Source organism: Infirmifilum sp. (assembly GCF_049970975.1).
Lineage (GTDB): Archaea > Thermoproteota > Thermoprotei > Thermofilales > Thermofilaceae > Thermofilum > Thermofilum uzonense.
In genome coordinates, this window is sequence record NZ_JBMFLX010000010.1 from 14990 (window position 1) to 35280 (window position 20291).

Annotated in this window: 20 protein-coding genes, 3 tRNA genes and 1 pseudogene; 6 read left to right on the forward strand and 18 right to left on the reverse strand. The window is 46.2% G+C overall.

Features of this window, described 5'->3' with window-relative positions; all coding sequences use genetic code 11:
- Nucleotides 1-23: 23 nt before the first annotated feature.
- On the reverse strand, nucleotides 24-632 hold the full coding sequence (locus ACP5KC_RS03110) for a 30S ribosomal protein S7 (protein ID WP_052883341.1): 609 nt from the start codon (nucleotides 630-632) through the stop codon (nucleotides 24-26).
- A gap of 53 nt (nucleotides 633-685) precedes the next feature.
- Nucleotides 686-2134, reverse strand: a complete 1449-nt coding sequence (locus ACP5KC_RS03115) for an RtcB family protein (protein ID WP_273433057.1) — start codon at nucleotides 2132-2134, stop codon at nucleotides 686-688.
- A 73-nt stretch (nucleotides 2135-2207) separates the two neighbouring features.
- Between ACP5KC_RS03115 and ACP5KC_RS03120 the strand changes: the two genes are divergently transcribed.
- Entirely contained in the window at nucleotides 2208-2600 is a 393-nt protein-coding gene (locus ACP5KC_RS03120) for an ArsR family transcriptional regulator (protein WP_052883339.1), read from the forward strand.
- Between the two features lie 14 nt (nucleotides 2601-2614).
- On the opposite strand, the gene ACP5KC_RS03125 is transcribed toward ACP5KC_RS03120, so the two are convergent.
- From ACP5KC_RS03125 to rpsB, 4 genes are all read right to left on the reverse strand, one after another.
- The gene (locus tag ACP5KC_RS03125) at nucleotides 2615-3043 is read right to left on the reverse strand and encodes an archease (RefSeq protein ID WP_052883338.1); all 429 of its coding nucleotides are present in this window, start codon (nucleotides 3041-3043) and stop codon (nucleotides 2615-2617) included.
- The gene (fni, locus tag ACP5KC_RS03130) at nucleotides 3030-4133 is read right to left on the reverse strand and encodes a type 2 isopentenyl-diphosphate Delta-isomerase (RefSeq protein WP_191118591.1); all 1104 of its coding nucleotides are present in this window, start codon (nucleotides 4131-4133) and stop codon (nucleotides 3030-3032) included. Before fni ends, ACP5KC_RS03125 begins: the two co-directional genes overlap by 14 nt.
- A 9-nt stretch (nucleotides 4134-4142) precedes the next feature.
- A complete protein-coding gene (amrB, locus tag ACP5KC_RS03135; protein ID WP_052883336.1) occupies nucleotides 4143-5000 on the reverse strand; it encodes an AmmeMemoRadiSam system protein B in 858 nt (285 codons plus the stop codon).
- 71 nt (nucleotides 5001-5071) lie between these two features.
- Nucleotides 5072-5716, reverse strand: coding sequence for a 30S ribosomal protein S2 (gene rpsB, locus ACP5KC_RS03140; protein WP_191118590.1), 645 nt, complete (start codon nucleotides 5714-5716; stop codon nucleotides 5072-5074).
- Nucleotides 5717-5924: 208 nt separating this feature from the next.
- On the opposite strand from rpsB, the gene ACP5KC_RS03145 reads away from it, so the two are divergent.
- Nucleotides 5925-6038: transfer RNA gene (locus ACP5KC_RS03145), tRNA-Val, on the forward strand.
- A 67-nt stretch (nucleotides 6039-6105) separates the two neighbouring features.
- On the opposite strand, the gene ACP5KC_RS03150 is transcribed toward ACP5KC_RS03145, so the two are convergent.
- Nucleotides 6106-6711, reverse strand: coding sequence for a hypothetical protein (locus ACP5KC_RS03150; protein WP_428286829.1), 606 nt, complete (start codon nucleotides 6709-6711; stop codon nucleotides 6106-6108).
- Nucleotides 6712-6840: 129 nt separating this feature from the next.
- Here ACP5KC_RS03150 and ACP5KC_RS03155 point away from each other — a divergent pair, with 129 nt between their 5' ends.
- Nucleotides 6841-7065: a DNA-directed RNA polymerase subunit N gene (locus ACP5KC_RS03155; protein ID WP_191118589.1), complete on the forward strand. Its 225-nt coding sequence runs from the start codon at nucleotides 6841-6843 to the stop codon at nucleotides 7063-7065.
- Between the two features lie 7 nt (nucleotides 7066-7072).
- Here the strand turns inward: ACP5KC_RS03155 and ACP5KC_RS03160 are convergent, their stop codons facing one another.
- The 11 genes and pseudogenes from ACP5KC_RS03160 to ACP5KC_RS03210 all read right to left on the reverse strand — a co-directional run bounded on the left by ACP5KC_RS03160 (nucleotide 7073) and on the right by ACP5KC_RS03210 (nucleotide 18032).
- Nucleotides 7073-7471 (reverse strand): 30S ribosomal protein S9, encoded by a 399-nt coding sequence (locus ACP5KC_RS03160; protein WP_052883334.1) that lies wholly within the window; start codon nucleotides 7469-7471, stop codon nucleotides 7073-7075.
- A complete protein-coding gene (locus tag ACP5KC_RS03165) occupies nucleotides 7468-7926 on the reverse strand; it encodes a 50S ribosomal protein L13 (protein ID WP_236944885.1) in 459 nt (152 codons plus the stop codon). Before ACP5KC_RS03165 ends, ACP5KC_RS03160 begins: the two co-directional genes overlap by 4 nt.
- A 17-nt stretch (nucleotides 7927-7943) precedes the next feature.
- Nucleotides 7944-8321, reverse strand: a pseudogene (locus ACP5KC_RS03170) (50S ribosomal protein L18e); the annotation flags it as partial.
- Nucleotides 8322-8334: 13 nt separating this feature from the next.
- On the reverse strand, nucleotides 8335-9240 hold the full coding sequence (locus ACP5KC_RS03175; protein WP_428286830.1) for a DNA-directed RNA polymerase subunit D: 906 nt from the start codon (nucleotides 9238-9240) through the stop codon (nucleotides 8335-8337).
- 4 nt (nucleotides 9241-9244) lie between these two features.
- On the reverse strand, nucleotides 9245-9688 hold the full coding sequence (locus ACP5KC_RS03180; protein ID WP_273433063.1) for a 30S ribosomal protein S12: 444 nt from the start codon (nucleotides 9686-9688) through the stop codon (nucleotides 9245-9247).
- A 67-nt stretch (nucleotides 9689-9755) separates the two neighbouring features.
- Complete coding sequence (locus ACP5KC_RS03185) at nucleotides 9756-10238, reverse strand: NusA-like transcription termination signal-binding factor (protein ID WP_052883331.1); 483 nt, start codon at nucleotides 10236-10238, stop codon at nucleotides 9756-9758.
- On the reverse strand, nucleotides 10235-10549 hold the full coding sequence (locus ACP5KC_RS03190) for a 50S ribosomal protein L30e (protein ID WP_273433064.1): 315 nt from the start codon (nucleotides 10547-10549) through the stop codon (nucleotides 10235-10237). Before ACP5KC_RS03190 ends, ACP5KC_RS03185 begins: the two co-directional genes overlap by 4 nt.
- Nucleotides 10546-11748: a DNA-directed RNA polymerase subunit A'' gene (gene rpoA2, locus ACP5KC_RS03195; RefSeq protein WP_394326351.1), complete on the reverse strand. Its 1203-nt coding sequence runs from the start codon at nucleotides 11746-11748 to the stop codon at nucleotides 10546-10548. Before rpoA2 ends, ACP5KC_RS03190 begins: the two co-directional genes overlap by 4 nt.
- Nucleotides 11749-11759: 11 nt before the next feature.
- Complete coding sequence (rpoA1, locus tag ACP5KC_RS03200) at nucleotides 11760-14414, reverse strand: DNA-directed RNA polymerase subunit A' (protein WP_052884827.1); 2655 nt, start codon at nucleotides 14412-14414, stop codon at nucleotides 11760-11762.
- 10 nt (nucleotides 14415-14424) lie between these two features.
- Nucleotides 14425-17790 carry a DNA-directed RNA polymerase subunit B gene (locus ACP5KC_RS03205; protein WP_052883329.1) on the reverse strand — a complete coding sequence of 1122 codons (3366 nt, stop codon included), beginning with the start codon at nucleotides 17788-17790 and terminating at the stop codon, nucleotides 14425-14427.
- Entirely contained in the window at nucleotides 17790-18032 is a 243-nt protein-coding gene (locus ACP5KC_RS03210) for a DNA-directed RNA polymerase subunit H (protein ID WP_052884826.1), read from the reverse strand. Before ACP5KC_RS03210 ends, ACP5KC_RS03205 begins: the two co-directional genes overlap by 1 nt.
- A gap of 177 nt (nucleotides 18033-18209) precedes the next feature.
- Here ACP5KC_RS03210 and ACP5KC_RS03215 point away from each other — a divergent pair, with 177 nt between their 5' ends.
- From ACP5KC_RS03215 to ACP5KC_RS03225, 3 genes are all read left to right on the forward strand, one after another.
- Nucleotides 18210-19718 carry a glycine--tRNA ligase gene (locus tag ACP5KC_RS03215; RefSeq protein ID WP_273434530.1) on the forward strand — a complete coding sequence of 503 codons (1509 nt, stop codon included), beginning with the start codon at nucleotides 18210-18212 and terminating at the stop codon, nucleotides 19716-19718.
- A gap of 44 nt (nucleotides 19719-19762) precedes the next feature.
- Nucleotides 19763-19864, forward strand: a tRNA-Lys gene (locus ACP5KC_RS03220).
- A 217-nt stretch (nucleotides 19865-20081) separates the two neighbouring features.
- Nucleotides 20082-20209, forward strand: a tRNA-Val gene (locus ACP5KC_RS03225).
- Nucleotides 20210-20291 lie beyond the last annotated feature (82 nt).

Sequence of the window (20291 nt, forward strand, 5' to 3'; positions counted from 1 at the left end):
AGCGGACAAGAATATTCTAGCGTCTATCTGGAAGCCAACGCTATTCTCTCGATCTCTTCCTTCTTTCTAAGCGCATAACTGTTCGCATCTCCATAAGCGGCTGCTACAATCTCGTCGGCAAGACATTCCTCGATTGTTTTGGGATTGTTCATTGAGCATTGGCGAGCCCCTTCTGTTATAAACCTTAACGCCAAATCCACACGTCTTTGAGGAGAAACATCTACTGAAACATGGTATAAGATACCACCATAGATAACTCTTGTAGTCTCTTCGCGGGGGGAAGCATTTTCGATAGCCCAGACGAGAACCTGTATAGGATTCTTTCCAGTCTTTAGCTCAACGATCTGAAATGCCCTTTTCACGATATTAATTGCCAGCATTTTTTTCCCAGCGTTACGGCCGGGCCGCATCATCTCGTTTATCAAACGCTCTACGATCGACACATTAGCCTTGCCAAACCTTTTCTTGGCGTGACGCCCCTCAGAGTGAGGAATAAGAACAGGCTTCAATGAGATATACCTTCGAAGACTTTGATCCCTTATCTCGACTTCCTGTAAACTCCACTTCCCAAAGACTTTGATCTCCTCACCGCTGAGTGTCTTTAGAGTAGCTTCACCACTTCCCTCTGACATACTTCGATCACCTTGCAGAAACTCTTAATAAATATTTCTTTTTACAGCAACACCTAGCCCTTAACAACTGCTATTGGAACCATTCGTACAACTTTCTTTGCTATTCCCACAGCATCTGCCACGAGCACGACTCGATCCACGTCTTTGTATGCGTCTGGAGCCTCCTCAGCCACAACCGCAAGACTGGCAGCTCTTACCACTATCCCCCTGTTTTCGAGCTCGTTTTTTATTTCCTGCCCGCGCACGCTTCGGCGCGCCTCAGCCCTGCTCTGCATACGGCCTGCCCCATGCGGTGAAGACCCGAAAGTCATCTCCATAGCCTTGGTTGTACCCACCAGAATGTAGCTGGCGGTCCCCATCGATCCAGGTATAAGCACGGGCTGACCGATCGATTTATAGTCTGCAGGTATCTCAGGGTGCCCCGGCGGAAAAGCCCTGGTCGCCCCTTTTCTATGCACGTAGACCTTCACTCTCTTTCCATCCACTACGTGTTCTTCCAACTTCGCAATGTTATGAGCTACGTCATAAATTATTCTTAGACCTAGTGCATCAGGGTCTCTCTTAAACACTGAGCGAAAACTCTCGCGAACCTGGTGAGTAATTATTTGTCTATTCGTCCATGCAAAATTGGCAGCTGCCTTCATCGCAGAGAAATATCTTTGGGCTTCATCGCTGGTGGCAGGAACGGACACTAACTCCCGGTCTGGGAGAGGAAGCTTATACTTGGGGATAAGCCTCTCCATAATCTTGAGGTAATCGCTGGCAACTTGGTGTCCTAACCCCCTGCTACCGGTGTGTATCATGACTGTTATTTGGCCCTCTCGCTCTATCCCTAAAACCTTGGCGATATCAGGGTCGTAGATCTTATCGACCTTTTGTACCTCTAGGAAATGGTTACCGCTTCCTAGAGTTCCAAGTTGGTTCCTGCCTCTTTGTTTGGCTTCCCTTGAAACAGCATTTGCATCAGCTCCTTCCATACGGCCCCGCTCTTCTATATGTAATGGATCGTCTTTCCAGCCATAGCCGTGTGAGATAGCCCACGATACTCCTTCCTCCAGGACTTTATCTAACTCGGAGAAGCTTAATTCTAGACCACTTGTGCTTCCGAGACCTGATGGAACCTTTCTGAAGAGAGTCTCAGCTAACTCTCTAAGTCTAGGCCTGACTTCTTGTTCACTTAAATCTGTTCTAAGTACGCGAACACCACAGTTTATGTCGTAGCCAACGCCTCCCGGACTTAACACTCCTTCTTCAGAGTCAAAAGCGGCAACACCACCGATGGGAAATCCATATCCCTGATGGCCGTCAGGCAGTACAATAGAATATTTGTAGATGCCAGGGAGAAACGCAACATTTGCTACCTGTTCTAGGGTTAAATCCTCCTTCATTTTTGCAATCAGAACTTCATCCGCGATGACAAGCCCTGGGACACGCATCCCATGCTTGTAAGTGGGGGGTATTTCCCAGAGATATTCTGTTATCTTTCTTAATGGAGGAACCATAGAGATCCGTGTGAGAAAAAATCAAAAGTTTGTAATAAACCTTTTTATCCATTCATGATAAATTTATCTTTTGATGATAAAAATAATCGCAGAGAAATACCTTACAACAGAGGAACTTATCAGGATGAAGGAGACAAATGGACAGCTGAAAAAAGCATACCTAGCCTATGAGGAGGAGGGAGACGAGATCGAGGCCTGGACCAGAGTCGAGATTCCGATTACGGCTGCTAGAAGAATTTTAAGTAATAAGATGATGGAGCTCTTGTATGTCCTTCTCGAAAGAAAAGAGTATAGCATTTCAGAGTTAGCAAAAAACCTACATAGATCTGTCCCAAACGTTTATCGAGACCTTTCTTTCTTAGAACGCTACGGGCTTATAACCTACTTAGATAAGGGAAGGAAGAAAATCCCAGTCTTCCTTGCCCGTAAAATTATAGTCGAGTTTCATATGGAGAAGAACAAGTAACCTATAGCCGTGAATTAGATATCTACGACGTATTGAATAAACCACTTGCCATTTTCCGTCCATATTCTCATAAGGTGATATGTAGCCGCCTTTATGAGAACCCTTGATTCATGTTTCTCAGGATTATAAGTCTCGCCTAGCAGTGATACAAGAACCTGCTTTGAATCACCGGTTTCACTCAAAACAATCTTGTCAACCCTCGAGGCTAGAAAGGATGTTTCATCGAATAGTATTATGAGTGCTTCGATCAGGTTGTAGAGAAGGCTTTCAAGGTCGAAGCCCGACGCCGTTACGGTCTGGTTCTGGAGAGGCTGTACTTTCGAGGTATCCGTCATCACCTCGTAGAAGCCCATTATGGCCGCTGCAAGGGCATCTTCGAAGGTGTAACCGCTGGCTTTTATCAAAACGTCAGCAGTGTGAGGCAGGATTTCAAACTCTCCCATCCTGCCACCCTGGAACCTTCAACTTTCTCTGACGAATCCATTCCAGGAGCCTCCCATCTATAAAAATCGGAGAGTTTTTGAGGTCTTCTAACGTAACTCCACCTGTTAGAAATATGGCTGTTCTAAGCTCCCTCAAGATTCTGCTTATAAACCTCTCAGCTTTCTCAACCCCTCCGTTGTATAGCTCCTTGAGAACTAATCTAGCAATACCCGCGAAGTCTGCGCCTAACCTGAGGGATTTGGCAACGTCAACGCCCGTTCTAATCCCCCCTGTTGCTATCAATAAGATGTCGGGCAAGACCTCTCTAACCTCTAGTATGCTGGCTGCTGTTGGGATCCCCCAGTTCGAGAATGTGCCGGCTGCCTCGAATAGCTCAGCGAGGCCGGCCGACCTTGCACGTAAACCCTCTATCACCGCAAAGGACGTTCCTCCAAGTCCACCGACATCTATTCCTTTCACGCCTGTATCCTTTAGTTTAGATGCTGATTCGCGTGAAACCCCTTCACCAGTCTGTTTCACTATTACTGGTACAGGAGCCTCACGCACAAAATACCTTAGCTTTTCAAGGAAACCCTTGAAGTCAGGCTCTCCTTCGGGCTGAAGGGACTCCTGGAGCGGATTTAAATGCACCGCGATTGCGTTTGCATCTATCATCTCTACCAGGTAGAGTATGTCTTCCTGATTAAGGCCTGTAGTTATCTGACTCATACCTATGTTTGCAATCACCGGGACTTCCGGGGCGTTTTCTCTTACGACAGTATAGGTGTGGGCCAATGAGCGGTCTTCAAGAGCTGCGCGCTGACTACCGACGCCAATAGGTATGTTAAACTTATGGGCAATCTGGGCGAGGGCTGAGTTGACCTTTTTTGCAAGCTCAGTGCCTCCGGTCATACCGCTTATAATAATAGGCGCGTCGACGATTACCCCGAAAAACTTTGTCTCAAGGGATACGTCGCTTAGGGAAGAATCGAGTATTGTTTGATGGATGAGCTTTACATGTTCAAACCATGTCGTTTCCCGTGCTGAGACGTCTTCGAGAACAGAGAGTATTATATGGCTATCCTTCCTAGAAGTGATCTTGAAATCCAAGCATACCACCTATGATCTGAAAGCCACTGAAAGATAGGCTACGACTTCGCTTTTGTCTCCTGTTATGTCTCCACTGTCGGCATACTTCAAAACATCTACTCTTCTGTGCCCTGTAAGCTTAGCCGTTTCCATAAGGGTCATAACTGGGCCATAACCGCACATCGATATATCTTCTTCGATAATGACTGAATAGAGTCCCTCTGAGTCCAGCGTCTTTATCTTCTCTATGGCTAACGCGTCTTTCTTAGAGGCTACTTTTGAGTCTACATAGTGGCTCATGTCAGAGCTTGCTACCAGGTAGAGTCTAAGCCCATGGTCACGCTTTACTTTCACTATGGCGTTTGCAATCCTGCGCGCAGCCTCTGGGGTTTGAAGCATCATAGAGATCGGCACTAGCTTAAACTCGTTCCCGAATACAAACTGTAGAAAAGGTATCTGTACTTCAATTGAATGTTCATACATGTGCGCTGCAAGATCAAACCGGAAGAGCGGCTCTATGCTTGTCAACTCTTTCATCAGCTCCATGTCCAGCGCAATTTCTCCGAGCGGCGTTAGCCAATACTCGTTTTCATCAAAAGCAACAGGTGCACCGAGAGCATGATGATTTGGACCAATCACAACGATAACGTCAGGAGCCCCGCCCTCGGCTAGAGCTAGGTATGAATGCGCTGCTACGTGGCCTGAATACACATAGCCCGCGTGTGGCGATATGACTCCTATAATATTCCCGGAAAACCCGGATGGCTTCGAGGGGAGCCTCTGGGGGCCAAGATGATGCAGAAAAGATTGCCTTATTGCCTCCTTTAATTCTTCAGGATCCTTAGGATAAAAATAGCCCGAGTGCGCCGGATATCTCCTGGAAGCCATTTGTATCTGATATGAGGAGTGGATGAGAATATAAAAATGTTAATGAGCCGGCCCCGTGACGCAGCCTCCGGCTACACTACTTCGCCGGTTGTAAGAATCCTAGCCTCGAAATCAGACAGAGGAACTGCTAGCTCGCCAGTGGGAGGAATGTCTCCGCGTGCCCTTAGAACCTCTCGCGCAAGTAGCCAATAAATGAGGGCGAGAGCTTTCCTCCCTCTATTGTTTGTTGGTATAACGAGGTCAACGTTAGTTATAGGTGAGTCGCTATCACATAGAGCAATGACGGGAATGCCCACCATACCGGCTTCAATTATGGCCTGCTCATCTACCCTTGGGTCTGTCACGATCATTAAGTCGGCTTCAGTGTAGTGATCCAATGCTGGATTCGTAAAGGTTCCGGGTAAAACTCTCCCCACGATAGGTTTACAGCCAGTGACTCCACAGAACTTGCGTACAGGTCTAAAACCGTATTGTCTCCCGGATACGGCCACAACCCTGCTGGGTTCATATCGTGCAATAAAACGCGCTGCAATTCTTATCCTTTCATCGGTCTTTTTGACGTCTAGGAGATATAAGCCATCGGGTCTAGCTGCGTATATATACGGCTCCATGAACTTGCTCTTCATCCTAGTACCTATACGCACGCCTGCCGTTAAGTACATCTCAAGAGGGATTAGTAGTTCCCCCTCGGATATTTTCAACTCGTCTAGGCTCAAAGTCTACACCTCCCACTCCGAAAGCTAAATCTTAACGTACTGTTAATTTTTAAAGGTTTTGCACTTATCGTACGGTTTGACGGGAGCTTTCAGCGATCAAAAATGAAGGACTTTGACCATTCGGGAAGGTAGTTAGCAAACAGCTGGACGATTTATGTTCCCAGGTAAGGTAAAAAATAAATATTCACCAGTAACTCTTATGGGTGCGGGGCCCGTCGTCTAGTGGCTAGTACAGGGTTAACCTGTAGCTTCGATGCCACCCTGACATGGGGGAGATCCTTCAGAGCGGTGGTGGTCCCGGGTTCAAATCCCGGCGGGCCCACTCGGAGTTTTAGCGAGTATACGCTGAGCACCGAGATAATACAAAGAGAATAAGGAGGAATAAAATTTCACTCCAGAAATATTATTGAAAGCACGGATCTAGGGAAACCCAAAACTTTACTTATCATGTTTGCGTTGAACCGTTGACTTGGACAATCGAATAATACTAGAACAGGTCTTCTCGTATAGTATTCTATATGAATCGCTTGAAGTAATAGAGCGGCCGTTATATCGTCTGGGGGACAAGAAATAACATTGACCATACTCTCCCCAGATTTACTCAAGCCTCGGTAGTTTCTCAAAACATAATCAACAGCCTTGTATACTGTCGCTCTTTGCTTGTCGGGAATCTCCATAGTTAGAGTATAATACATTTCCGATAAGCCTGTAGCTTTGTTCTCTTGTTTGGCATGGCTAATTATTTTTACGAGAAGCGGATCAATTTCCGTAAGAATCCCCCTAAAAGCCCTAGCTATAGCTTCTTCTGAAAGTTGGAGAGAGGTATTTGATTCTAGCTCATCTGAAAAAACTAATAAGGCTAGTCCTCTTTTGTAGGCAAATCCAAAGATCTCTGCGCGTAACTTGGCCCTGTCTTCATGGGACGTGAGAACAAGAATAGTAGGCCTTTGGGTGGCTTCATAAAGTGTGGACAAGAGCTTACTTCTATGCCTCATATATCTCTTTATTTTAATAAAATAAAAGAAGTATAAAAAACAGTGTAATTTTTGAATAGAGAAGGAGTAACATCTGTAGTGAGTAAACTTTTTAACTACTCCTCCATGTGAAGTTTTGGTGGAAACTTAGTGTTGTTTCCGGTACGATGCTTTACATGTGGCAGCTTGATTGGTGATAAATGGTACGAATTTGCTTCACGTGTCAAAAATGGGGAAGATCCCGAGAAAGTTTTAAACGACCTAGGAGTAAAGAGGTATTGCTGCCGTAGAATGTTTCTATCCCATGTAGACCTGGTCGACCGAATCCTAGAATATGAAAGAATTGAAGAGATATACCTGACTTATACTAGATGATCTAAGTTTACCTATAACTCTTCTGCCTCTTAGCCCGTGCAGAGCGCCCATGCGGTTTCTTGGGCTCGGTCTGTCTTGGATCCTCGACGAGAAGACGCCTATCGTATTGTAGGTAGATTTTCTTCAACTCCTCATTTCCGCTCCATTCTAGGATAGCCCTAGCAATAGCTGTACGTATAGCTGAAGCCTGACCTATTATGCCACCGCCCTTAGCCTCAGCAAAAATGTCTATCGTCTTAACCAGGTCGCCTGCAAGGACAATTGGTTCCATGATCTTTAGCCTTACAACTTCAGGTTCGAGAACCTCGAGAGGAGTTCCGTTGATAAAAATCCTTCCCTTGCCATCTCTCACTATAACTCTAGCCCTAGCTGTTTTACGTCGAGCGGAAGCTAGAACAACTCTCACTCGGCACCACCCATAAGCACTTTATTAGAGAGCCTAGCGTATAGTTCCCCAAGTGTTATAGATGGAACAAGGGGGTTTTTAAATAAGGCCTCTTCCACTTTAACCATCTTTGCCTCCTTGAACTCCTCGGGGACTCCTACATAAACCTTTAGTCTTTTGAGGGCTTCACGCCCCTTCGGTTTATCGTGAGGAAGCATGCCCCGCACCATTCGTTTGAAGAGCCTATCTGGCGTCCTATGATACTTTGGGCCCCGCTTCTCGGGGTTGTAGTAGGTCTTCCATTCCAGCCATCTTTTCAAGTATGTCGCAGTTATAGATTCAGGCTTGCCTGTTATGATGATCTTATCCGCGTTTACAACAACGATATTTTTGCCCTCGAGAAGTTTTTTAGCGATAACACTGGCAAGCCTTCCAGCAATGTGATTGGAACCATCTATTACTATTATGTTATCCATACGTATCCCCCCTAGACTCAGGTGATAATCTTAATATTCTTACCCTCTGGCCTTCGCTCTAAGAGCTCTTCTATAGAAATAGCTTCGCCAACACTTTTTATCTTTTGATAGGCTTGCTCAGAGAACCTCCATGCTGCAACGGTAACTTTTTTCTCTAATACTCCACTACCCAAGACCTTCCCTGGAACTACGATGATATCTCCGTCATCTGCATTCCTGTTTATCCTACTTAGATTCACCTCTACGCGTTTACGGCGAGGTTTTGATAGATATGCTGCAACGTCCCTCCATATCGACGCCTCGTTTTGTCTACTTTGTTTCTTTAAGAAGTGTATTAGCCTCCTGAGATGAATGTTTGTAGACATTGTACGACGCATATTTAGACCCCTCTCTCTATGTCTTTACGGGTTAAAAACTTTGCCCGCCACCAGAGGGCGCTTCTGGAGGGGCAGGGGCTAGGAAGGCGTTTAAGGCGTCAGATATCTTGTCGTGGAGCGCGCTTAGCCTTTCGTCTAACACCACAAGCGCAACTTCAAGGAGTTTACGTGGTGGCAGGCCCCCCAGCGTCTCTATGGTTAGTATAATTTTAGATGGATCTCCCTCGACGCGCACTATATCGGGATATTTTTCAACACATTCGCGGCAGAGGGAACAAGCATTCTCATTTATGACAACTATACGCCCCTGAGTATACCCGAAGACCCTTCTAGGACAGATATTTATCAACTTGTTAGCCTTCTCCTCGGGCACCTCAGGGTTTAAGACCTTAACAATAGGCTTGTACTTGTACCCCACAGCCGTGACAGGCTGCCATTTAGCATGATTCTTGCCGACACCCATCCTTGCAATGGCGGTTAAAGCTATTTTTTGTCCCTTGTTGAGTTTCACTATCGGAATATACTTGGAGACTGGTTCAACTATTACCTCATTTCTCTCTTTCTCGAACATTATCCCTTCGATTCCCTCAAACCTAAGATGTCCGCTAAAAACGGTTTTTGGTCTTTCCAGCGCCTCTTCATTAAGAGAGAAAACTACTTGACACTCATTTCCATGATTCTGGTAGCAATCCCTTAGAGCATCGTACAAATCCTCGCTCATTTTAAAGGGGATTAAACCTAGCCTATGAGCTATGTACTCGTCCCAAAACCCACTCGTGTTCTCGGTAAAAATAACCTCATCTATAGCAAGCGTCGGAACCTCGGATATTAAAGCTCGTCTGATACTATTAGCAAAAGCAGGCGTGACGTTCTCAAGGGAAACAACAAGTAATTTATCCTTCCCTTCCAAAACGTGGAGAGTGGGTTTTGACGACATAAAATTACCTCGTTGGTTTTTGTTTACGCCCGCGTAGAATCTCTTTGAGAGAAACCCCGTTTACCTTTATAACCTTCCATCTGACTCCCGGTAGGTCACCATAAGCCCTGCCTTCCGGTCCACCTATTCCCTCAATTACTACCTCGTCATGTTCGTTAATAAATAGGAGGGCGCCGTCTCCAGGCAAAAACGCTGTGACTACTTTCCCGTTCTTTATGAGTTGAACCCTTACACATTTGCGTACAGCGCTGTTAGGTTGACGGCTTTCAATGCCAACCTTCTCGATGACTATTCCTCGGGCCATTGGCGCACCTTCAAGAGGGTCGACCTTCTTCTTAAGCTGTAACATTCTACGCTTGTACTCCAGATCGCTCCAGCGGAACTTCTTCCTTTTAAGCTCTAGCTTGCGTGCTGCAAACATGCCCATTGGAGACTTACTGCCAGGCATAAACTTCAGCTTGTTCTCACTTTTCACGGTTTAAAAAGTTTTATGTCTAAAGCTACGCCAACTTGAGTTATGGTTGATTACGCGGCTCCGCTAAGCCAGGATTAAACTCGACCACCCGAAGGTCGCTTATTCCAAAGTATCTTGAGAGTAATAGCTTCGCTCTATAAGCATTCCTACCTTGCCTTCCTATCGCTATTCCCAATTGACCCGGGGCAGCACGAGCTACTACTATTTTTCGGCCACCCTCCTCCTTAACCTCAACCTGAACTATTTTTGCAGGGTAAAGAGTGCTCTTTGCAAGCTCCTCGATAGTTTCTCCATCCTCGACTACCTCCACATCACGTTTAAAGACATCTCTCAGCATTCGAATCTTCGACCCGTTTTTTCCTACAGCGAGACCCGCAAGACCCTTATCGACGACGAAAATTAAGCGGTTGTATTGAGTGTCTACAACACAATCCTTGGGCGGAACCTTGGTTATGTTTTCAAATAGACCCATCATTTGAAGCTCTTCATTGCCGAGTCGGCGTCCACTCGAAGCCAGGCTCATGTAGCTCCCTGTGTTAACATTAAGATGTTACTCTCGCCCGGATCAAGTATGGCAATAGCTGATACCAAATAGGGCTTGTTGCATGCAGCTCCTAGTTCTCTGCTACTCCCGTTGAAGACGTATACTGGTATTTGCGATAGAGAAGCGTAATACTTTATCTCCTCACTTATGTGACTGGGCGCGTTCCGGGCGAGAATAACGAGTTTTGCCTGAGCGTTGATTATCGCCTTAATTGTCCTCCTATATCCTAGGAAAGCTTTTCCTGTCTTTAACACCGTCTGTAATTCTCTAATTAGATCACTACTACTCATTTACCCTCACCTTCACCAACACTGCGCTGATACTTCATTTTAAGCTTTACAGCGCCTGTTCCTACAGGGATAGGTTTACTCTCTATTATAACGTTTTCTATAACCCCTTTGAGTTCATCAATCTCGCCTCGCATGGCAGCCTCAATCAAATTCTTAACCGTAACCTCGAAGCTTGCACGGGCAAGTATACTTCCTTTCTCGCCGGCAACTCCATGCCTACCCACCTGCCTAACTTTCCCTGTATAGGTCATTGCGTCAGCAACCATGAGGATGTGCCTGTAATCTACGTCTAATCCGTGTTCGTCGAGAACCTTCTTTATCTCTTTTATAATTGCAGCCCTTGCGGCCTCTATTCCTAAAACTTCGTATATTTCTATGATGTTATTGGTTACAGTCCTTCGAGGATCGACTCCCTCTATATTCAAAACAGCCTGGAGGTTACTACCCTCGGTTAGAATAACATATTCCTTTAGATTGCCGTTATCGTCCCTAATTGGTTTCACAATTGCATGTCTGATGCCTTTAATTCCTTTTACGCGCAAGTCGAGAATCCTGTCATACATTCTCCTAAACTTGATAAGATCCTCGAGCTCCGTGTAGAATATTATCGTGGAGTTATCTTCCGACACCTCTATTTTTCCTTTCTTACCCTTAACCCGGTTTAAGGCCTTAACTATATCATCAACAGTAACGCCGCGGTTCTCCATCATTTCAGGGTCCAACTCGAGGATGATGCTTTTTTCATAAAAGTCCATTACAATACTCTTGCTCAAGGTCTCGACTGTTGTTAGTTCTATCTCCCTGGCTATTCTGAGTGCCTCCTGCTCGTTCGTAGCTATTTCTGGTTCCAGGTAAATCTCCATCATAGGTGTTGAAGGCTCTCTTCTAAGATCCACTATCTCGATCAGTCTTGGTAGACCCAGAGTTACGTTTAACTCGCGTACACCAGCAAAGTGGAAAGTTCTGAGCGTCATCTGGGTTGCAGGCTCGCCAAGAGACTGAGCTGCAACCATTCCGACTGCTTCTCCTGGAGCTACAAGGCTTGACAGATATCTGCGTACGGCCTCCTCCAATACTTGAAGAGCTTCACCTCGAGTAAGCTTGTACTCGAGTATCTTTTCGTATAATTCCCTCCTTAGTGAAAGCGGCAACATGTCGTGGTATTTCTCAATCTCGCTCCATAACTCTTCTGGACTTATGGGTTCTCTCATCATGCTTCACCTCTCAAAGCGATAATCTTCTTAACCAATTTTTCGACATCAACGGGTTTACCGTGATCACTTCTCGCGGGATCAACACCGTCTTCACCGTAGCGGAATTGTATTATCATCCCTTCACTGTTGCGAACCGTCCCGTCATATGCCACGTAAAAGTCTTGAATGGCGCTTTGCAAACGCCTATACATGTAACCGCTCTGAGCAGTGCGTACAGCAGTGTCTACAAGTCCCTCTCTTCCGGATATAGCATGGAAGAAGAACTCCACGGGAGATAGGCCTCGACGGAAGCTGCTGTAAACAAATCCTTTCGAGGCAGGGGAAAGCTCTCCTTTATCGAAATGTGACAGTGTTCGCTCGGTGAAGCCACGCTCGATCCTCTTCCCTCTAACAGACTGTTGTCCCACGGTGGCAGCCATTTGCGTCAGGTTCAGCATGCTACCTCTAGCCCCCGTCCTGGCCATTATGACCGCGTGATTCATTAGACCGAGATACGCTCCAGCTATTTCTCCCGCCCGGCTACGTGCCTCCGCTAGAACGTTCATGATTAGATCTTCCAACGTTTCTTTCCTCGTTTTTCCTGGCATTGGCTGTAGCTCGCCCCGCTTATATTGCTCTATAAGCTCCATGACCCTTTGTTCCGCTTCACGTAAAACCTTCTCAATGTCTCTCTGCGCCTCATCCGGGATCTCGATACTGTCAACACCCATCGTGAAGCCATGCATATCGAGGTAAATGATAAACATCTTGTATAACCCGTCCATGATTTCCTTAGCCTTCCCGACGCCATACTCCCTTATTATCTCATGGAGTACGGTGCCGTGTTTTTCTGCACCTATAGCCTGCTTATCGAAGACGCCCAGTAAGAGTTTTCCGTTCTTTATGAGGATATAGCCGTCATTTTCACAAAACTCCTGGTCACATTTCCCGGAAGATGGCGCTACGGCAGCCCTGCCCACGTAGTCCATGTCTGGGGGCAAGAAAACGCTGACTAGCTGTTTCCCAGTCCAGTAGGGGCCTGGTTTTAGAATGGCAGGTTCGGGTAGTGATCCTTTGTAATTTGCATTATACAGCAGAGTTGTGGCTTTATGCTTGTCAAAAAGTGAATCCTTTCTGGTTAACAGGTACGCACCCGTTATATAATCGTGGATTGCTCCAATGATGGGTGCCCCATACCTGGGAGTCATTATATGCTCCTGGACCAGCATCAATGTTCTTGCCTCGGCCCGTGCTTCCTCGTTTTGAGGCACATGGAGGTTCATCTCGTCTCCGTCAAAGTCAGCATTATAGGGTATCGTGACTAGGAGGTTCAGCCTGAATGACTTGTAAGGCAATACTTTGACTATGTGAGCCATTATGGACATACGATGAAGTGAAGGTTGCCTATTGAAGAGAACTACATCCCCATCCTGGAGATGTCTCTCAACTATAAACCCGGGCTTCAAGGTTTGAGCGACTTCTTCACGATGCTTTACGTATCTAAGATCTATGCGCGAGCCATCAGGCCTTATGATATAATTTGCGCCAGGCCATTTTTCAGGCCCGTTAATTACGAGCCTTCGTAGTTTCTCTATGTTCCAACTGGTCACTTTTTCTGGTACTGTTAATACTTTAGCTACGTCCTCGGGTACGCCCACCTCATTTATACTCAGGTTGGGGTCCGGGGACACAACCGTTCGTGCCGAGAAATCCACTCTTTTTCCGGCTAAGCTCCCTCTAAATCTACCCTCTTTACCCTTTAGACGTTGTGCAAGTGTCCTTAAGGGTCTGCCTGATCTATGCTTCGCTGCAGGAACCCCTGGGAGCTCATTATTGAAATATGTGGCTACATGATATTGAAGCAATCCCCATAGGTCCTCTATTATTAGCGGCGGCGATCCAGCCTCTATACTCTCTTTTAGTCTCTGATTCACTCGTACAATATCCACTAACTTATGGGTGAGGTCATCCTCGCTCCTGTCACCTGACTCCAGCGTGATAGACGGCCTCACGCTTGGAGGCACAACGGGAAGCACTCTTAGAACCATCCATTCAGGCCGGGCCTCTTTAGGATCCAACCCTAGAAGTTCAAGGTCTTGGTCTGGGATTCTCTCGAGTCTTTCGCGGATCTCTAGAGGTGTAAGTTTTATAAGCCCGCCTTCTCGCTCCTCATAAAAAGTATAAGGTTTCTCAAGCTTAATCTTGTATTGAGGACTACCGCAATGGGGGCATTTTTGAACCTTTGAAGCTTCCTTAATAATCGCTTGTGCATATTTGTATTTAAGCGGAGGCCAGTGTTTTGCCACCGCGTTTATTCTTTTCTTCCATGTCTCGATCCTATCCTGCGGTAGCTTTACTCTTCCACAGTATCTACAAGTAGCCTTAAGGAGGTTAGCGATATATGGTGAGAACTCGGGGTGAATAACAGGTCTGGCCAGTTCGATGTATCCGAAGTGGCCTGGGCAGTTCACAGCTCTATTACCGCATGTCTGACACGTAGTGCCTGGTTCGATCGATCCAAGCCTACGATCCATTAAGCCTCCAGGTATCGGTAGTCCCTCCTCGTCATAAAGCTCGGACGTCTCAACACGCATTACCGAGATTTTCCTGATAAGGTCAGGTGATAGAATTCCGAACTTAACACCAGCAACAATTTTATGCGAATTACTCATGTGAACCACCTCATATCGAAATCTTGTCTTTTAACAGTAGCTTGACAGATATTCCTAGGCCAGTAAGTTCCTGTAAAAGCAATTTGAAGGCGTAGGAGACTTCGACTGGATGAAGCTTTCCCTTCTCTTCGCCACATACAGGGCATACGGGAATATTTTTCTTGGCATCAAACCATCCGGTGTAGCCGCAGTTCTCGCAAACCCAGATTGTGGTTTTATCGGAGCTTTCTAGGAGCCTCTCGCGCAGTAGGAGAGCTGCACCGTGCCCTACGAGACAATCTTTCTCCATCTCACCAAACCTTAGTCCTCCTTCTCTAGCTCTTCCCTCTGTTGGCTGCCTGGTGAGTATCTGTACTCTGCCACGCGCCCTAGCGTGCATCTTGTCCGCGACAAGGTGGTGTAGCTTTTCGTAAAAGACAACTCCTATAAATATCTCGGCTTCAAGCTTTTCGCCTGTTATCCCATTATAAAGAACCTCTCTGCCATCGCTCCTAAATCCATAGCTTCTAAGCAATTCCCTAATGTCGTCTACGCTAGGAGCCTCGAAAGCCGTAGCATCTATGCGTTTTCCTGAGAGAGCTGCGACCTTGCCTGTTATAGCCTCGAGGAGTTGTCCAACAGTCATTCTGGAAGGTATCGCGTGAGGGTTGATGATTAGGTCAGGTGTTATTCCCTCTTCCGTGAATGGCATGTCTTCCTGAGGGACTAGAAGCCCGACAACGCCTTTCTGACCATGTCTCGACGCAAACTTGTCGCCAACCTCTGTGGGTCTCAGATCCCTGACTCTAACCTTTACGAGCTTTACACCTTCTGGGCTCTCCACAAGTACTACTTTGTCCACTATGCCGCGCTCGCCGTGCCTGAGAATTATCGAAGTATCCTTTCTCCTAGAAATCGTTCTAGGTTCGTAGGTCCCAGTATAGAACCTGGGGGGACTGGTACGCCCTATTACTACTTGTCCTCCTTTTAATTCGCTCTCCACGTGTGCTATTCCATCGACCTCGTCGAGTGCTTCATAAGCTTCTATTGGTTTAAGATCCAGGAGCTCCTCCTCAGGCCTCGGCTTTTCGAATTTGTCTTCCATGCCGCCTGGATACCTGCGCTCCTCGGCCTCGTAGGTTCGTAAGAAGACTGATCTCGTCATTCCCCGCTCAATGGAGGCTTTATTGATTATGACCGCGTCCTGTATGTTATAACCGCCGCCTGTCAATACAGCCACAACCATGTTTGTTCCATAGGGCAGAGAGTCTATAGGGAGAAGGTCAAAAATCCTAGTCTTAACTAATGGCTTCTGTGGATAATACATAATATGCATTCGGGGATCCATTCTAAGCTTGAAGTTGAGAGTCGGTATTCCTAGTGACTGCTTAGCCATAGCTGCTTGGTAAGAGTTTCGGGGAGATTGATTGTACTCGATGAAGGGTATGGTCATCGCTATTACGCCTAGGATAGCAGAGGGAACTATTTCGAGGTGTGTGTGCTTCGGAGTCAGTTTTTCTGGGGAGTCAGCTATAAGCGCGTTTTCCTCTTCCTCAGCATCCAAGTACTCTATAATACCGTTCTGAATTAAGTCGCTCCATGTCCATGCCCCCTCGCGTATCATCTTGATATGCGATGGCTTTAGCTTCGGTTGGGCATTCTCGACAATTATCAAGGGTCTTCGCAATCTCCCAGCATCACAATTCACGTAAACTTCCTCGATGCGTCCTTGTTTGTATATCGCTACGTTAACCTCATGGCTAATCCTACCCTGTCTCCGCAAACTTCTTATGGTTGAGACTAGAACGTCACCGTCCTCTACAAATCCTATAAGCCTACCGTTGAGATAAACCCGGGCTCCGGACACGTTTAAACCAACACTCCTCTCTAGGGGTATAACGTTGAGGCGAGTTACGAGTAACTCATAGATTTCCCTCTCATTATACCCGTTGGAAAGGGTTGCGAGCAAAGCCAGGTTCTTAACTAGGCCACAGTTCTGTCCTTCAGGGCTTTCAACTGGGCAAAGCCTCCCCCATTGTGTAGCGTGTAATTCTCGCGCTTCAAAGTGAGGCTGAGTTCTTGAGAGAGGAGAAACAACCCTTCTAAGATGAGATAGTGTAGAGAGGTAGTTTGTCCTATCGAGTATCTGGCTTACTCCTGTTCTTCCACCCACCCAGTTTCCAGTGGCAAGAGCATGACGCAGTTTATCGGTTATAATGTCAGGTCTAACTATACTGATTATGTTGATATCCCGTCCTTTTGTCATGTGACGCTCCAGCGTGTATGTCATCTCTCGAACTAGCTGCTTAAAGGCTACCCTGAATACCTGCCCTATAAGCTCCCCGGCATGTCTTAATCTCTTGTTCGCAAGGTGATCCTTGTCATCGGGTCCGCGAAGCCCTATCTTTAGCTCTAGTAGCCGGGCTACCATCTGTCCTACGAAATAAGCTTTTGCCAATCTTGCAGACTTTGTTCGACCAACGTGAGGTAGAAAGTTTTCGTCTAAAATCTGTTCAGCTCTCTCGATTCTAACGTTCCGTGGTTGTCCTGTGGCTACTCTTGAACCAATATAGTCTAGCGCGTCCTCTACTGTTGATGCAATCTTTGATTGTTCAAGAAGGATTGGAAAGAACTCTTGCTGTATTTCAGGATTATTGCTAATCGCATAGACAATGTCTCTATCCTTCTGGAGCCCTAATGCTCTTAGAACAACAACAACGGGAATTCTCTGAGGTACATGTGGAAAACTTATGTAAATCATTCCGTCCTTCATTCTCTCCACGGTAATGGGTACCTTGTATCCCGCCGCCACCGAGAAAACCTTCGCTGTGTGAGTTACAGACGTCCCTGTACCGCCGTAGTCGACCAGAACCCTGTTTACCGATAGATCCTCCTGCATTACTACTACTCTTTCAGAGCCGTTAACTATGAAATAGCCGCCAGGGTCGTAGGGGTCCTCTCCTAGTTTTATTAGATCCTCTTCTGAGCTTATGCGGGATAGAATACACTTGTTGCTTCTAACCATTATAGGCAGCATTCCTATGAAGACTCTCTCGGTTTTTCTTTCTTCACCGTCCACATATAGTGTCATGTTTAGGTAGACGGGAGCAGCATAAGTGATATTTCGCAGACGTGCTATCATCGGGGTTAGAGTGATCTCAGAGCCGTCAGCCTCCTTGAATATTGGTTCCCCCACCTCTATCCTACCAAACTTTATCTCAACACCATGAGCCTCCAGTTTTATACCACCAATCTCATCCACGATTTCCTGTAATCCTTTTTCTAGGAGTATGTTGAAAGAGTCCAGGTGTTGTCTCACAAGACCTAATTCCTTGACATATGCTTTGACAACCTCCCAGCGATCCTCTCTAGTTAATACCTTGCTCTCCATAGACATCACCCTGGCACTACAAGACGAAATGCCACCGACTCTCCAGCGGTTGGGCTTTGCCTTATAAACATAATAACGTCGCCGGGCTTAGCGCCCAAGGCCTTTGCCACAGGATCCGTTGAGAAAATCCAGGGCAACTCTGTCTTTTTTAAACCCATTATTTTGAGTATACGCTTCGCTTCGTCACGTGAAAGTAAAACAGACTTCGGTACAAGCTCATGCTCAAGAACATTAAGTTTACGAGGCATAATCAACCTCACTTTTAGACTAGTTGATAGCGTTAAGAGTCCTGTTTTTAAACATTTCGTTAGGACTGCCCTTGAGACTCTTACCCTGAAAAGAGGCTGTTCTTAAATTAGAGAACTTACCAACAGTGAAACCAGAAGCTTAAATACATGTCTCTTTGAAGCTATTCCGGATCGGGGATGAACGCTGAGGGAGACAGGAATCCCAGAGCAGTTTCATTAGATGAGCTCACTGAGCTATGTGTAAGACGTGGCTTCTTTTATCCTACAGGGAAGATATATGGAGGGCTAAGCGGCTTTTACGATTATGGACCGTTAGGAGTAGACCTAATGAGAAATATCCTAAACGATTGGTGGTGGTTTTTTGTCGAAAAAAGAGAAGACATCTATGGCATATATGGCAGCATAATAACTCATCCAAGGACGTGGGAGGCTAGCGGTCACGTTGAGAGCTTCATAGACTACATCGTTACTTGTAAGAGGTGTGGAGCCGAGTACCGAGCCGATCATTTGTTAGAGGATCTGGGAATTAAGGTAGTTGATTATTCAATTGAGAGCCTAAAGAAATTGATTCATGAGAACAATATTAGATGCCCCTCATGCGGAGGCGAACTCACGGATCCTCGAACTTTCAACTTGATGTTTGCAACAGCACTCGGTCCGAAAAAGGACCCCCCTTTCACGGTTTATCTAAGGCCAGAGACAGCCCAGCTTATCTTCGTTAATTTCAAGAATATAGTTTTCACAATGGGGGCTACGCTTCCATTCGGAATAGCGCAATATGGAAAGGCTTTCAGGAACGAGATCTCTCCGAGAAACTTTCTTTTCAGGCTACGAGAATTCATTCAGATGGAGATTGAATACTTTGTAAATCCAAGGAAACTCGATGAATGCCCATATTTTGACTCGATACGACATCTCAAGATTAACCTCTTAACCGCTGAGGATCAAGAGAAAGGTACAGATTCAGCTAAAAAGATCACGATAGGTGATGCAGTCCAGAACGGTCTTATAGGCTCTAAGTGGCACGCGTATTGGATAGCAGAGTCCCTCAAATGGCTTTGGCGTATAGGCCTTTCACCTGACAACCTGCGTGTACGAGAACACGTGAAAACAGAGCTCGCACACTATGCAGTCCAGACATTTGACATTGAGTATTACTTCCCCTTCATGGGCTGGAAGGAGATTGAGGGTATTTCAAATAGAGGGGACTACGACCTGAGAAGGCACCAGGAATTTAGTGGGGAATCTCTCCACATAGTCGACGGAGATGAAAAAGTTATTCCTTATGTGATAGAGCCGTCTTTCGGCTTGGAAAGAGTAATTCTAGCCCTGTTGACCGAAGCCTATGTTAAGGAGGAAAAACGAGTATATTTAAAAATAAAACCTTCAATAGCACCGTTCAAGGCTGCTATATTTCCTCTTGTCAAGCGAGACAATATTGATGTCCTGGCAAGAGAGATCTATGAGGAACTTCGCGAACACATCAGAGTTTATTATGACGAGGATGGAAGCATTGGGAAACGTTATGCAAAAGCTGATGAGGTCGGAGTCCCCTACTGCATCACAGTTGACGGTCAGAGCCTGGAAGATGGTACAGTCACAGTCAGATACAGAGACACCAGACAACAAGAAAGGGTGCATAGGGAGAAACTACTCGAATTTTTATCTCTGAAAACGCGACCTTAAGAGAAAAATTAATATCCTATATCATATTGCTACAAATACGGGCAGGGCCGGTAGCTCAGCTAGGAAGAGCGACGGTTTGCCTAGTCCTCCTAGGCAGGTTGAGGCTTTTAACCCGTAGGACCCGGGTTCAAATCCCGGCCGGCCCGTAATCTTACAGTTTAAAACGCTATCTCTCGGAAAAGCCAGTACATCAATCATTTACTTGAAAGAACGATCACCCTCTAGGAATGCTAATGGTTTTATATTTTTGTCAGAGGTGTAAAAATGATGATGAGTGACTTGCCGTCTGAATAGGAATGAGGAACGGCACACGAAGGCTGAAAAAACTTTTAACCTGGACTTTTGTGAATTATTTTTGTCAGGGGGCCCGTAGTCTAGCGGTAGGATGTCGCCCTTGCGCAGCGAGTCGCGCGGCGAGCACAAGGAATTCGTATATGGGGTTCGCCGGAGATCGGCGGAGGTCCCGGGTTCAAATCCCGGCGGGCCCACCAGGCTATAATCTTGGGGGTTCTAGTGTGTCTTCCCCGCTTACCATTCCTCGAGGATGCTTTCAAGAGTGTCTCTGTGCTCTTC

Excerpts from the sequence above, each read along its gene's own strand:
- ACP5KC_RS03110 (WP_052883341.1), bottom strand. The coding sequence starts at position 632 with ATGTCAGAGGGAAGTGGTGAAGCTACTCTAAAGACACTCAGCGGTGAG.
- ACP5KC_RS03115 (WP_273433057.1), bottom strand. The coding sequence starts at position 2,134 with ATGGTTCCTCCATTAAGAAAGATAACAGAATATCTCTGGGAAATACCC.
- ACP5KC_RS03120 (WP_052883339.1), top strand. The coding sequence starts at position 2,208 with ATGATAAAAATAATCGCAGAGAAATACCTTACAACAGAGGAACTTATC.
- ACP5KC_RS03125 (WP_052883338.1), bottom strand. The coding sequence starts at position 3,043 with ATGGGAGAGTTTGAAATCCTGCCTCACACTGCTGACGTTTTGATAAAA.
- amrB (WP_052883336.1), bottom strand. The coding sequence starts at position 5,000 with ATGGCTTCCAGGAGATATCCGGCGCACTCGGGCTATTTTTATCCTAAG.
- ACP5KC_RS03150 (WP_428286829.1), bottom strand. The coding sequence starts at position 6,711 with ATGAGGCATAGAAGTAAGCTCTTGTCCACACTTTATGAAGCCACCCAA.
- ACP5KC_RS03165 (WP_236944885.1), bottom strand. The coding sequence starts at position 7,926 with ATGGATAACATAATAGTAATAGATGGTTCCAATCACATTGCTGGAAGG.
- ACP5KC_RS03175 (WP_428286830.1), bottom strand. The coding sequence starts at position 9,240 with ATGTCGTCAAAACCCACTCTCCACGTTTTGGAAGGGAAGGATAAATTA.
- ACP5KC_RS03180 (WP_273433063.1), bottom strand. The coding sequence starts at position 9,688 with ATGCCTGGCAGTAAGTCTCCAATGGGCATGTTTGCAGCACGCAAGCTA.
- ACP5KC_RS03185 (WP_052883331.1), bottom strand. The coding sequence starts at position 10,238 with ATGAGCCTGGCTTCGAGTGGACGCCGACTCGGCAATGAAGAGCTTCAA.
- ACP5KC_RS03190 (WP_273433064.1), bottom strand. The coding sequence starts at position 10,549 with ATGAGTAGTAGTGATCTAATTAGAGAATTACAGACGGTGTTAAAGACA.
- rpoA1 (WP_052884827.1), bottom strand. The coding sequence starts at position 14,414 with ATGAGTAATTCGCATAAAATTGTTGCTGGTGTTAAGTTCGGAATTCTA.
- ACP5KC_RS03205 (WP_052883329.1), bottom strand. The coding sequence starts at position 17,790 with ATGTCTATGGAGAGCAAGGTATTAACTAGAGAGGATCGCTGGGAGGTT.
- ACP5KC_RS03210 (WP_052884826.1), bottom strand. The coding sequence starts at position 18,032 with ATGCCTCGTAAACTTAATGTTCTTGAGCATGAGCTTGTACCGAAGTCT.
- ACP5KC_RS03215 (WP_273434530.1), top strand. The coding sequence starts at position 18,210 with ATGAACGCTGAGGGAGACAGGAATCCCAGAGCAGTTTCATTAGATGAG.